Annotated in this window: 11 protein-coding genes; 9 read left to right on the top strand and 2 right to left on the bottom strand. The window is 54.4% G+C overall.

All coding sequences use genetic code 11. The features are described 5' to 3' along the window. Positions 1 to 21 precede the first annotated feature (21 nt). Genes O146_RS0102285 through O146_RS10810 form a run of 5 tightly spaced genes read left to right on the top strand, consistent with a single transcriptional unit; the run spans position 22 to position 5,115 of the window. Positions 22 to 807 (top strand): SDR family oxidoreductase, encoded by a 786-nt coding sequence (locus tag O146_RS0102285; protein ID WP_027017548.1) that lies wholly within the window; start codon positions 22 to 24, stop codon positions 805 to 807. Positions 808 to 851: 44 nt separating this feature from the next. Next, positions 852 to 1,667, top strand: coding sequence for an amidohydrolase family protein (locus tag O146_RS0102280; protein WP_027017547.1), 816 nt, complete (start codon positions 852 to 854; stop codon positions 1,665 to 1,667). Then, complete coding sequence (locus tag O146_RS0102275) at positions 1,668 to 2,552, top strand: dihydrodipicolinate synthase family protein (protein WP_021351917.1); 885 nt, start codon at positions 1,668 to 1,670, stop codon at positions 2,550 to 2,552. Positions 2,553 to 2,599: 47 nt separating this feature from the next. Continuing rightward, positions 2,600 to 4,036, top strand: a complete 1,437-nt coding sequence (aldA, locus tag O146_RS0102270; protein WP_027017546.1) for an aldehyde dehydrogenase — start codon at positions 2,600 to 2,602, stop codon at positions 4,034 to 4,036. A gap of 44 nt (positions 4,037 to 4,080) precedes the next feature. Next, a complete protein-coding gene (locus O146_RS10810) occupies positions 4,081 to 5,115 on the top strand; it encodes an ABC transporter substrate-binding protein (protein ID WP_035000470.1) in 1,035 nt (344 codons plus the stop codon). A 77-nt stretch (positions 5,116 to 5,192) separates the two neighbouring features. On the opposite strand, the gene O146_RS0102260 is transcribed toward O146_RS10810, so the two are convergent. After that, a complete protein-coding gene (locus O146_RS0102260; protein WP_027017545.1) occupies positions 5,193 to 8,441 on the bottom strand; it encodes an error-prone DNA polymerase in 3,249 nt (1,082 codons plus the stop codon). 202 nt (positions 8,442 to 8,643) lie between these two features. On the opposite strand from O146_RS0102260, the gene O146_RS0102255 reads away from it, so the two are divergent. From O146_RS0102255 to O146_RS0102245, 3 genes are all read left to right on the top strand, one after another. Then, entirely contained in the window at positions 8,644 to 9,549 is a 906-nt protein-coding gene (locus O146_RS0102255) for a MetQ/NlpA family ABC transporter substrate-binding protein (RefSeq protein ID WP_021351922.1), read from the top strand. A 122-nt stretch (positions 9,550 to 9,671) separates the two neighbouring features. Continuing rightward, positions 9,672 to 10,748, top strand: a complete 1,077-nt coding sequence (locus O146_RS0102250; protein ID WP_021351923.1) for a methionine ABC transporter ATP-binding protein — start codon at positions 9,672 to 9,674, stop codon at positions 10,746 to 10,748. Then, positions 10,745 to 11,419: a methionine ABC transporter permease gene (locus tag O146_RS0102245; protein WP_021351924.1), complete on the top strand. Its 675-nt coding sequence runs from the start codon at positions 10,745 to 10,747 to the stop codon at positions 11,417 to 11,419. The genes O146_RS0102250 and O146_RS0102245 overlap by 4 nt, the downstream gene beginning before the upstream one ends. Before the next feature lie 119 nt (positions 11,420 to 11,538). On the opposite strand, the gene arsB is transcribed toward O146_RS0102245, so the two are convergent. After that, positions 11,539 to 12,627 (bottom strand): ACR3 family arsenite efflux transporter, encoded by a 1,089-nt coding sequence (gene arsB, locus O146_RS0102240; RefSeq protein WP_021351925.1) that lies wholly within the window; start codon positions 12,625 to 12,627, stop codon positions 11,539 to 11,541. A 103-nt stretch (positions 12,628 to 12,730) separates the two neighbouring features. Between arsB and O146_RS12345 the strand changes: the two genes are divergently transcribed. After that, entirely contained in the window at positions 12,731 to 13,078 is a 348-nt protein-coding gene (locus O146_RS12345) for an ArsR/SmtB family transcription factor (protein WP_081703730.1), read from the top strand. The last annotated feature ends 48 nt before the right edge of the window (positions 13,079 to 13,126 follow it).

The raw sequence follows: 13,126 nt of genomic DNA, 5'->3' as shown, positions 1-13,126 counted from the left end.
AGAACCAAAGGATGGTGCAGCATGGACCTTCACCTCGACAAAAAAGTTTTCGTCGTCACCGGTGGCATGGGCGGAATCGGCAAAGCAATCGTATTTGCGCTCGCGCGCGAAGGTGCGGTTCCGGTCATCCTTGATCGCACTCCCCTCAACGACGAATACAGAACCGAAATCGAAAATCTCACGGCAGATTACGCTGCCTACGAGATTGATCTGAATAACACCGACGACATAGCAGGCATTATCGATGATGCCTACCAGCGTTATGGACATATCGACGGCATCGTAAACAATGCGGGTGCCAACGATAATAAAGCGCTCGAAGAAACTTCCTGGCGTGAGTTTGAACAATCTTTGCATAGCAATCTCACGCATTACTACGAGACCGTTCACGCAGCTCAAAGATACCTGCAAGAATCTGCCGGAGCCATTCTCAATATCGGCTCGAAAACCGCGCTGACCGGCCAAGGAAAAACCTCAGCCTACGCAGCCGCTAAAGGTGCCATCCTAGGCCTGACCCGTGAATGGGCTGCTGCATTAGCTCCCCATGGGGTGCGCGTGAACGCACTCGTCGTCGCAGAAGCATGGACCCCTTTGTACGAGAAGTGGATTAAATCTTTTGGCGATGAAGAGGCTCAACAGAAGCGTCTACAGCTCATCACCAACGAAATTCCCCTGCACAACCGCATGACCACGGTCGAAGAGCTCGCTGATACAGCAGTGTTCTTACTGTCGGACCGGTCTTCGCACACTACCGGCCAGTGGATCCATCCGGATGGTGGCTACGTGCACTTAGACCGGGCTTTGTAAAGCAGGTTGCAACGACAGCTGTAATCGCGAAAACGGTACGGGAAATGACTAATCTGAAGATTTTCGATTCTCACATTCATGTGTGGGATCTTGCAGCCCAACAGCTCGACTGGCTGCAGGGCGTAGATTCCATGTTGCATAGGTCTTTCAGTTTTTCTGACCTTAAGCAGGCTTACAACAACCTGCACGACAAAGGTCTGGAGGACGTCGAACTAGTCGGTGCACTGCATGTGGAAGCCGACGTCGCTGATCCTGTTGACGAAGACGCTCGCATTACATCCTTAATGCAGCAGGAACCGTTACTAAAAGGCTTCGTTACGCACGCTTATTTACACAAAGATTTGCAGGTTACTCTAGGTGCCGCCGGAGTGCGGGAAGTGTTGCATAACGATAACGTACCCCGAGGCCGCTGCTTAGAAAACAGCTTCGCCGCGGGTTGCAGGAACTTATCTAGCCAAGCAAAGGTTTTCGATCTCTGCATGCGCACCCCGGAATTAGGAGATTTCTCGACAACCTATGCAGAGTGTGCAAATACCCGCGTTGTTATTGACCATTGCGGCAATGCCCAACATCTCAATGGCGAGTTTGCCAGCAATATGAGAGCTCTAGCCGAACACCCCAATGTGTACTGCAAACTCTCAGGGCTAAGTTACGAATCCACAGCAGATGCCTACCGGCTATTGGAGTTTCTCGGCGAGATCTTCGGCCCGCAAAGACTCATGTTTGCATCAAACTGGCCGGTCATCGGTATTTATACCGAGTTACATACGCATATCACCGCAATACGGAAAGTGTTTGGCGATGATCCTGATGTGTTTTCCAGTACTGCCCGTTCCGTTTATAACTTGAAAGGAAAATAAATGTTTACAGGAGTTTACTGCCCGTCAATAACTCCATTTCACAGCGACGGCAGCATTGATTTTCAGGCTTGGGAAGCCCATCTCGAGCGACTGATTTCCGGAGGCATTTCCGGTGTTTTAATCTTCGGCAGCATCGGTGAGTTCTATGCGTTGAGCACGGAACAAAAGAAGCAGGCTATCGAATTTGTTAGCCAGGTTGTCCAAGGCCGCATGCATTTCTTTATTGGCTCGGGCAGCGCCCGAATAGAAGAAGTCAAAGAACTCAATGCCCATGGTCTGAAACATGGGGCCGATGCTGCAGTTGTCGTCAGCCCATATTATTTTGGCCCCAGCGATGAACTTGCAGTGCAATATTTCACTGAGCTTGCCGACGCTTCTGAGTTGCCCATCGTGCTGTACAACTTCCCCGACCGCACAGGCAATGATCTTTCGGCAGAACTTATCAGCCGGATTGCACAGGCACACCCAAATATCGTCGGGGTAAAAGACACCGTGGATTCCGCAGCCCACACTAGACGGGTAATCCGAGATACCCCAGATAGTTTTTCCGTGCTTTCCGGTTTCGACGAGTACTATTTCCCTAACCGCATCGCAGGGGGCCAGGGCGTTTTGTGTGGACTCACCAATGTCGTTCCGGAGATTTTCGGCGACATGCACCGCGCATATGAGTCTGGTGATTTAGCCGCTGCAGCACAGAATGCGGAAAAGATTGCTGCTCTGATGTCTGTCTACGAGGTAGGTGATCACTTCATCCACACCATAAAACACGCTGTGCGTTATGCCAGCGGCGCAGATTTCAGTACCGCCACGCATGAGCCATATATCGAGCTAACAAGAGCACAGCAGGAAGAAATTGCTCGACTCATTGACACTGCTCGCAGCTAACGCAGTAGTGCAACTAACCCAGTAGTTACACCAACCAAGGAGTTTTCATGTCCAGCTACCAGAACTACATCAACAACGAATTCGTCGCCCCAGCCGAATTCCACGACGTTCTCAACCCGTCAACGGGTGAGGTCATCGCCCAGGCACCAGCTTCCGATGCCGCAGCAGTAGATCAAGCAGTCCAGGCAGCCAAGGCCGCCCAGGTGGAATGGGCAAAGCTACCTGCCATTGAGCGTGCCGGGTATTTGACCAAGATCGCAGCAGAACTACGCAACCACGTCGACCGTTTCGCTGATTACTTGGTGCGTGAGCAAGGTAAAGCCCGTGGCCTGGCCAAAGTCGAGGTCAGCTTCACTGCCGATTACCTCGACTACATGGCTGGTTTTGCCCGTCGCATTGAAGGCGAAGTCATCCCATCGGATCGTCCCAACGAGTCCATTTTCCTGACCTACCAACCCATTGGCGTCGTCGGTGGCATCTTGCCATGGAACTTCCCGTTCTTCCTCATCGTGCGCAAAATGGCTCCGGCCCTGGTCACCGGCAACACCATCGTCATCAAGCCTTCAGACGAAACCCCCATCAACGCCTTCGAGTTCGCCAAACTGGTCGACGGCATCGGCCTGCCTAAGGGCGTATTCAACATGGTCGGTGGCCGCGGATCTGTCGTGGGTGATGCATTGACCCGCCACAAAGACGTCGACATGATCTCGATGACGGGATCGGTAGCAACCGGCAAGAAGATCATGGCAGCTGCTGCGGAAAACCTCACCCGCGTCAACCTAGAACTCGGCGGTAAGGCACCAGCGATCGTGCTTGCTGACGCCGACCTGGACCTGGCAGCCACCGCCATCTGGAACTCACGCGTGATCAACACCGGCCAGGTATGCAACTGCGCGGAAGTCGTGCTCGTGGAAGAAGCCGTGCATGATGAGCTCGTCGCCAAGCTGAAGGACAAATTCGAGTCCACCCGCTACGGCGATACTTCCACCGAGGACGAGCTGGACATGGGCCCACTGATCAACCAGGCCGGATTGACGAATGTCAGCGAAATGGTGCAAGCCGCCGTCGACGCCGGCGCCCAGGTGGTGTGTGGCGGTGCCGCTGCTGAGGATAAAGGCAAAGGCTTCTTCTACCAGCCAACGCTGTTGGACGGCGTAGAAAAAGGCGCTGCGATTACCCGCGAAGAAGTCTTCGGTCCTGTTCTACCGGTGGTTACCGTCAAGGATTTGGATGAGGCCATTGAGTTCGCGAACAGCTCGGAATACGGCTTGACCTCGTCGGTATATACCGAGAACGTGCACAAAGCCCACAAGGCTGCCCGCGAGCTGCTCTACGGCGAGACCTACATCAACCGCGAAAACTTCGAAGCAATGCAGGGCTTCCACGCTGGCCGTCGCAACTCTGGTATCGGCGGTGCCGATGGCAAGCACGGCATCATGGAATTCGTCGAAACCCACGTAACGTACATCGAATCCAAGATGTAATTTCTAGAGTTTTGGCAGCAGATTTTTTTGCTAACGTAATAATTATGAAAAAGATTGTTCCGCTATGTGTAGCTGCTGCCTTGACCCTGAGCGCGTGCTCTTCTGCTGACGAAGCCGCTGATTCTGTCAAAGACGCAGCCTCGGAAGCAGCAAGCACCGCATCCTCGGTTGCTTCGGACACCGAGAAAACCGCCAACAAGGATGGCGAATCCCGCACTGTGGATACCGAACTCGGCGAGGTAGAAGTACCTGCCGATGTGAAATCCGTCGTGGTGCTGACTGGCAGCCGCGACCTCGATATTGCTCTATCTTTGGAGCTGCCGGTCACCGGTTATCCGAAGGCACCAGAGGCGTTTGATTTGGATTCGCCATTGGCTGCAGAAATCAAACAAGCCGACGAAGATGGCGCAGAAACGCTGTACACCGCTGGTGATGAAGAAGTAGACATCGACGCTGTTAAAAAAGCCGACCCGGACCTAATCATCGGTGCGGTCCAGGATGTCACCCCGATCCACGACGAACTCAAAGAGATCGCCCCGGTTCTGCCAATCGGTGATTTTTCCACCGCTACCTGGCAAGATGATCTGATGCTGGTTGCGTCTGCCACCGGTACTGAAAAAGAGGGTGGCAGCCTGATTGCCGATTATGAGAAACGCGTCGGCAAGCTGTCGGATAAGTATGCCAAGGTCCTGGCGGACAACAAGTTCGCCCCGGTCAGCTACGACGGCGAAGAGTTCGTCATCAACGGAACCCGTTTGCTCTCGCAGATGCTGCAGGATCTCGGCGCGGAACCTTCGAAGGCATTCAACGAAGCCCTGGAGGGTGTCACTGGCAAGTACTCTGTCGATGAGATTGGCGATGAGCTTGCCGACGTCGACGCCTTGGTGGCCCTGGTCAACGAGAAGTCCGTCTGGCAATCGCTGCAGTCGAATGCACAGTTCGGCAAGATTCCAGCGGTGAAGAACGAGGCCGTGGTCCGCTCTGATGAGCAGACCCATGAAGGCGCTTATTACTCCGCAATGCACGCCCTTGATGTCATTGAAGAGCTGCTAGAAATGCTGGATGCAGACAGCAAATAAGCTCAACTGATGCGCTCGACCCGGCTGCATGATCTGGGCTTTCACTGCATAAGTACAGCTCGGCTGCATAAGCTCAGCTACTGAAAATCCCGCGAGCGCACCGCAAGCAACTCACTGATTTCTAGGGGCTCCAGCCGGTCGGCCACCACGGTGGCTGCCCCGCTGGCGTTTTGCACTATCCCGCGCACCACCAAAGCTTTGGCGGTGCGCGCTAGTCTTTTCTGCCTCTTCCACAACCCCGGCGAAACAATAACGTTAATCAGCCCGGTTTCATCTTCCATTCCCAGAAACGTCGACCCGCTAGCGGTATTCGGGCGCTGCCGGTGGGTAACCATGCCTGCCACACGGATACGTTTACCATCCGTAACCCGCAACAAGTCCGCAGCACGCAGCACCTGTTGGCCTGCCAACGCATGCCGCAGCAACTCCATCGGCTGGGTATCCGGGGTTACTCCGGTGCTGGCAAGATCTGCCACCAGCATTTCAAAACCACTCATTCCGGGAAGCGCCGGTGCAGCAATCGCCGAAAGCCCCGGCAACATACCCGGCTGTTCGGTAGCAGCCACACCAGCCACCCATTGCGCTTGCCGACGATCCAGCCCGAGTATTTCCAATGCCCCAGCGCGGGCGAGTGCTTCGACCTCGCGTACTGATGCCCCGGTTCGGCGCACCAGATCGGCTACCGAAGACTGTCGAGACAACGCGGGTTGCGCGGTGACGATAGCTTCGGCGGTAGACGTCGACAAGCCTTTCACAGAACCAAGCCCCAAACGGATGGCCCCGCTGGTCACGCTGGCTTCTACCTGCGAATCCAACACCGAAACTGGCAGGATCTGCACCCCGTGGCGGCGGGCATCCTGAATCAGCGACTGCGGAGAATAAAAACCCATCGGCTGGGCGCGCAGCAGCCCCACACAAAATTCTGCCGGATAGTAGCACTTGAACCAGGCAGAGAAAAACACCAGTGAGGCAAAAGACTGCGAATGCGATTCCGGAAACCCATAAGCTGCAAAGGCTACAATCTTTGACCACAGCTTATAGGCTATTTCTGCCTCGATCTGGTTGGTTTCCCAACATCCGCGCAAAAAGCGTTCTTGCAGCGCGGCCATGCGCTCAGGTGAGCGCTTCGATCCCATCGCCCGGCGGAGGTCATCGGCTTCTGTGCCACTAAAACCTGCGGCATCAACCGCGATATGCATTAATTGTTCCTGAAATAATGGAATTCCCAGGGTTTTCGCCAAAGCTTTTTCCAGCACCGGGTGGTCATAGGTGATCTTTTCCAGGCCATCCCGCCGTCGTAAGTACGGGTGCACGGAACCGCCTTGGATCGGCCCAGGGCGGATCAGTGCGACTTCCACCACCAAATCGAAAAAACAGCGAGGTTTTAACCGCGGCAGGGTGTTCAATTGCGCACGTGATTCCACCTGAAATACGCCCACGGCATCAGCCCGGCACAGCATGTCATAAACATTGTGGTCTGCTAAATCGATTTCCCAAAGATTCACGGTATGCCCGTGTTGCTCCTGCACCAGGTCAATCATGTGGTGCAAAGCTTCCAGCATGCCCAGCCCCAGCAAGTCGAATTTCACCAAGCCTGCGCCCGCGCAGCTGTCTTTGTCCCATTGCACGACGCTGCGGCCTTCCATCGCCGCCCACTGCGTGGGCACCACGTCGGTGACTGGCCGGTCGCACAAAACCATGCCCCCGGAATGAATCCCCAAATGGCGTGGTTGTCCCAGGAATTGCTCGGAAAGAGCCACCACATTATCCGGAGGCTCTGTTTTGCCTTGCGCCCAGCTATCTGCGGTGCCTTGTGGGAACCCCAACGCCCGCGCAGCATCACGAACCGCACCTTTCCGGCGGTAAGTAATCACATTAGCCACCTGCGCGGCACGGTCACGCCCGTACGTGGCATAGACGTATTGGATGACTTCTTCCCTGCAAGTGGATTCAATATCAAGGTCAATATCTGGTGGACCATCGCGATCTGCCGACAAGAAGCGTTCGAATAGCAGCTGCGCACTGATTGGTTCCGCGTTGGTGATCCCCAGGCTAAAACACACCACGGAATTAGCTGCCGACCCCCTGCCCTGGGCCAAGATGTTCTGTTTCACACAGAAATCAACAATATCCATCACGATCAAAAAATAGCCAGGAAACCCGAGTTTCTCGATAACCCTGAGCTCATGCGCAATCTGGTTTTTAGCTTTCTGATAGACCTGTTCCGGATACGCCTGGTAGCGTTGCCGGGCCCGCTCAAAGGTCAGCTGCCTTAGCCAGCTCATTTCAGTTTCTCCGTCGGGTACAGCAAAATGCGGTAAGCGCGGAGCCACGATATCCCAACTAAAAGCACATTCTGCAGCAATATCGACGGTTTCTTGCAGCAGCTGTTCCCGCCCCGGAGCTAAACGCAGCATGCCACGGCCATCACGCAACCACTGCGCCCCCATCGGGTGCGTGTGCCAACTAGCGGTGTCCAGTGATTCGCGCTGCGCCAACGCAGCTTTCGCACTAGCTAGACGAGTTTCCTTACGGGTAGCAGCATGTGGGCTGGCGCTAATGATGGCACGAAGGCGCGGCCTTCTCCGCGTAGTTTCCCCGTTAGTTCCACGTGTTTTAAGACCTTGTGCGGCAGCTATTTGCACCAAATTCTCAGATTCTGCAGTTTTCACCGCCGCAGCAGCGGAATCCAAAGCAGCAAAGTGATCAGCGTCTTCCGGTAATAACTTAGATTCATAGTGTAGAACCAAGCTGTCTATTCCGAAGCATTCGATCAAGGTATCGAGCATACTAAGCCAAGAATAATCCACGAGAATATAGCATTGCCCGGCCAATTGTTTGGCCAAAGATTCCAAGCTTGGATACCGCGGGCGCCGATCATCACTAGCCATATGCGCAGCCGCCATCACCCGAGACAACAGACGGTAGCCTTCCGGGGTGCGCACCAGGACGGTAAGACTGCCATGATCCAGACTCAGCCGAGCACCAAAAATGGTCGGTAAACCAGCTTTAGCTGCAGCTTCCGCAAAGACGATGGAACCATAAAATCCGTCGTGATCGCAGATACCCAACGCGGTCAAGCCCAGTTGACAGGCACGTTCCACCAGGGCTTCTGGATCCGAAGCCCCCACAAGGAAGCTATAGGAGCTCACCGCAGTTAATTCCGCAAAGGCTGGGCCGTCGGCAAACTTATATCCTGCAGAATCTTGCGAGTTAGAGACAATATCAGCACGTGCGGGCAGCAATACGGGGGCAGGCACTGGATGCCCAGATAAGATCCTTTCCAAACGGGACCACGGCAGGCCCGCACCACCATTGAAATTCATGAGTGCAACCCTACACAGAAAGCCGCACGGGTACGTATACATTTTCGAACAAAGCAAAATCTACACACCCTTAAACAGCAGCAGTTGAACAAAAATGTAGACAAAGCTGTATAGCGTCTGCTAGATTCCACGTCATTGCATCCGCATGCACCAAGGGCCAAAACTGCATGCTGGAAACTCCCATGAAAGGACCCCACACCCTATGAAGATCCGCCGTATTATTGCAGGCAGCACCGCTGCACTGACCGCAGCCACCCTGGTTGCCTGCTCCAGCGATGACTCCGCCAATTCCGCTAACGGTGAAGGCGGATACTCCAAAGACGACACCATCGTTATCGGCACCACCGATGCTTCGATGCCATCGTGGGCAGTATTCGAAGAAGTCGCAGAAGAGCACGGCTTCAACATCGATCTGCGCAACTTCGCGGAATATTCCACCCCAAACCCAGCGCTAACCCAGGGTGAACTGGATACCAACAAATTCCAGCACCTGATGTACTTGGCACAGCACAACATTGGCTCCGGCGACGACCTGGCGCCACTGGTTTCCACAGAGATCTACCCATTGGGCCTGTACTGGAAGGACGCCGAAAAGCTCGACGTTGACCAGATCGAGGGCGAAGAAATCGCCATCCCGAACGACACCGTGAACCAGGGTCGTGCGCTGTTGCTGCTACAGGAAGCTGGCCTGATCAAGCTGACCGGCGATTCCAAGTACACCCCAACCCCGGCTGATATCGACAAAGACGCTTCCAAGGTCACCGTCACCCCGATCGACGCTGCCCAGACCGCACGCTTGTACGGCGAAGGCCGCCCTGCTGTGATCAACAACTCCTTCCTGGAGAAGGCCAACATTGATCCAAAGGAAGCCATCTTCGAAGATGATCCAAATGGTGAAGGCGCCGAGCCGTACATCAACCTATGGGCCGTGCGTGCCGACAACGTCGACGATGCTGTACTGAACGAGCTGGCAGAACTGTGGCACGACGAGCGCGTCGCAGAAGCTGTACGCGAAGAATCCGGCGGCACCGCCGTGCAAATCAAGCGTCCACGCGCAGAACTGCAAGAGATCCTGGACAAGCTGGAAGAGGAACTACAGCAGGGCTAATTCGGAGCACATTCGGGACTCATCCGAATATTTCTAACCAGGCTAGTAACGAAATACGCTTAGTCACGGCTAACATAGCTGCGACTAAGCGTTTTCCGTCTAAGAAGAAATGATGGTTTTTCGTGGTAAAACACTCGGGCCAAAGCCCTACTAGCGGAAGTGGCGAACGCCGCGGCACCCGCATCGAATTCACCAACGTCGAGAAAGTCTTTGCGAGCAAGAAGAAAGGCTCTGCGAAGGTCACCGCCGTCGACGATGTCACCTTGACCGTTGAGTCCGGTGAAGTCATCGGCATCATCGGCTATTCCGGCGCAGGTAAATCCACCCTGGTGCGCCTGATCAACGGCCTAGATTCACCGACTTCCGGTTCGCTAAAACTCGACGGCACAGAGATCGTCGGCATGTCCGAAGCAAAAATGCGCGGACTACGCCGCAATATCGGGATGATCTTCCAGCAATTCAACCTCTTTAATTCCCGTACCGCAGCTGCAAATATCGAGTTCCCACTGAAGCTCGCCGGTATCGCAAAAGCCGAACGCAAAAAACGCGTGCAAGAGCTACTCGAATTCGTCGGTCTCGGCGAACGTGGCAACTCCTACCCCGAGCAGCTATCCGGCGGACAAAAACAGCGCGTCGGCATTGCCCGCGCCCTGGCGACAAACCCGTCGCTGTTGCTTGCCGACGAAGCCACCTCCGCACTCGACCCAGAGACTACTCAAGAGATCTTGGAAGTATTGCGGAAAGTCAACCAAGAATTCGGGATCACCATCGTGGTGATTACCCACGAAATGGAAGTCGTGCGCTCCATCGCGGACAAAGTCGCGGTGATGGAAAACGGCTCCGTCGTGGAATACGGCGAGATTTACGAAATCTTTTCTGCGCCGAAAACGGACGTCGCCAAGCGATTCGTCGCTACTGCCCTACGCAATGAACCGGACTCTATTGAAGCCGATGACCTACTGGCCCACGACGGGCGCCTGTTCACCATCGAGCTGACCGAAAACTCCGGGTTCTTTGAAGCCGCCGCCACGCTGCGTTCAGGCGGTGGTTCCATCAATATCGTGCACGGTGGCGTCACCACCCTGCAGCAGCAGTCCTTTGGCAAAATGACTGTGCGTCTCAACGGCTCTGATGACACCATCGATGAGTTCTACCGCACCCTATCCCAGCGCACCCACATTGAGGAGATTAAGCGATGATTTCCGCAGCTGATACCAACTGGGACCGCCTGGGCCCCATGTTTTCCGACGCAATCGTCGACACAGTGGTCATGGTTGCTTTCGCCATGGCTGTCGGCGGCATCCTCGGCCTAGTCACCGGCGTTTTCTTATTCACCACCCGCGAAGGCGGGATCCTGCAGAACAAATTCTTCTACACGGTCCTAAACATCCTGGTGAACTTCGTCCGCCCAATCCCCTTCATCATTTTGCTGGCGTTGCTACAACCAGTGACTGTGGGAGTGATCGGCTCCTCCATTGGCCGCGAATCCGCGGCATTTGTGATGGGGATTGCCGCAACCTTCGCCGTCGCCCGTATCGTCGAACAGAACCTAGTCGCGATCGATCCCGGCATTATCGAAGCTGCCCGCGCAATGGGTGCTGGCCCGTGGCGAATCATCACCCGCGTGATCCTCCCCGAAGCCCTGGGGCCATTGGTCCTGGGTTACACCTTCATCTTCATCGCGATTGTCGACATGTCCGCCATGGCCGGTTACGTCGGCGGCGGTGGTTTGGGTGACTTCGCCATCGTCTACGGACACCGCGCCTTCAACTACGAGGTCACACTGGTTGCTACTGCTGTGATCATCCTGATGGTGCAGGCCGCGCAGTTCTTCGGCAACTGGTTGTCCAAAAAGATCATGCGCCGCTAAATCATCTGGCGCTAGATCATGCACCGCTAGTGTCCGTCCCTTTACTACCACCCAGCCCGGCTTAATCGCCGGGCTTTTTCCATACGAACAGCACGTCATTAAACACAACTGCAGTCAGGTTACTGTCCGGTAGTCGGCGTGGTCATACCCGGCAAGGTTGCGTCACCAGGGAAAAGCCTTGGCCCAACCCACAACATGACGTAAACCAACCCGACAAGCACAGGAATCTCGACCATCGGACCTATTGTTCCAGCTAACGCTTGTGCGGAATGCGCTCCGAAAGTACCGATGGATACGGCAATAGCCAATTCGAAATTATTTCCGGCAGCTGTAAACGACACCGACGAAGACTGCGCATAATTCATCCCCACCAGTTTTGAAACAACCAACGACACAGCAAACATCCCAACAAAATAAAGCAGCAATGGGACGGCTACACGAACTACTGCCGTCGGTTGCGCTGCAATGTGTTCACCCTGCAGGGAAAACAATAAAACGATGGTGTACAACAGCCCAAGCAGCGCCAATGGTGAAATAGCTGGCAAAAATTTCGTTTCATACCACTGCCGCCCTTTGATATTTTCTCCCACACCCCGGGACAAAGCACCAGCAACCAGAGGCACTCCGAGGAACACCAACACAGAACTCACGATGGTCCAGAAGGAAAACTCCACTTCGCTGGCACCCAGCCCCAACCATTGGGGTAATACTTGCAGATAAAACCAGCCAAGCAGCCCGAACATAAGTACCTGAAATACAGAGTTAATAGCCACCAAAACAGCTGTAGCTTCCCGGTCACCACAGGATAGATCTGACCACACCAGCACCATTGCAATGCACCTGGCCAAGCCAACGATGATTAATCCAGTACGAAGTTCCGGCTGATCAGGTAAGAAAAACCACGCCAATGCAAACATGAAGGCTGGCCCCACCAGCCAATTAAGCACGATTGATACTGTCATCAACCGCTTATCTGCAACGATCTTGCGGGTTTTATCGTAACGAACTTTCGCTAGAGGCGGGTACATCATCACCAGCAAACCGAGTGTAATAGGCAAAGAAATACCACCTACTTCTAGCCGCGCCAGCGTTTCTCCGATTCCCGGCATCGTGCGCCCCAGGAGTAGTCCAACACCCATCGCGACGAGGATCCATACCGGTAAAAATCGATTCAACCAGGACATACGCGGACGTTGGGCAACGGTCATAAAACTCCTTAAAAACAATTCTGAGCATCAAGCCAGAATCCTAAACTTATATCGATAGCTATCAATATTTTATATCGATAGCCGTCAATATAAAATAGTTGTTATGACCTCCCCAGAGACTCTCCCGCTGACTGATCTCACCTCCTGTTGTTCCCTGGGATCTGGCCTTTTGACCAAAAGTGAAGCTGAACGCTATTCCATTCTGTTCACAGCGCTGTCCGATCCCACCCGCCTACGATTACTCTCGCGGCTAGCTGCGGAGGGATGCGAACCAGTTAGCGTCGCAGAGTTAACAGAATTATCAGGGTTGAGCCAACCTACCGTATCCCATCATTTAGCACGCTTAACCGAGGTCGGCTTATTGACCAAGGTACGAATCGGCCGTACGGTCACCCACCGCGTGCGTCCACAGCTTTTCGCAGAACTACGTACCGTCCTGCAGATCGGATAGAACTAAGCAAACAGCAACGGCGACACGATGGAAGGCAAGACATCGCAA

This window comes from Corynebacterium pseudodiphtheriticum DSM 44287 (genome assembly GCF_000688415.1).
GTDB lineage: Bacteria > Actinomycetota > Actinomycetes > Mycobacteriales > Mycobacteriaceae > Corynebacterium > Corynebacterium pseudodiphtheriticum.
The sequence above is the reverse complement of the archived record's forward strand: the minus strand, read 5'-3'. Positions and strand labels throughout refer to the sequence as shown.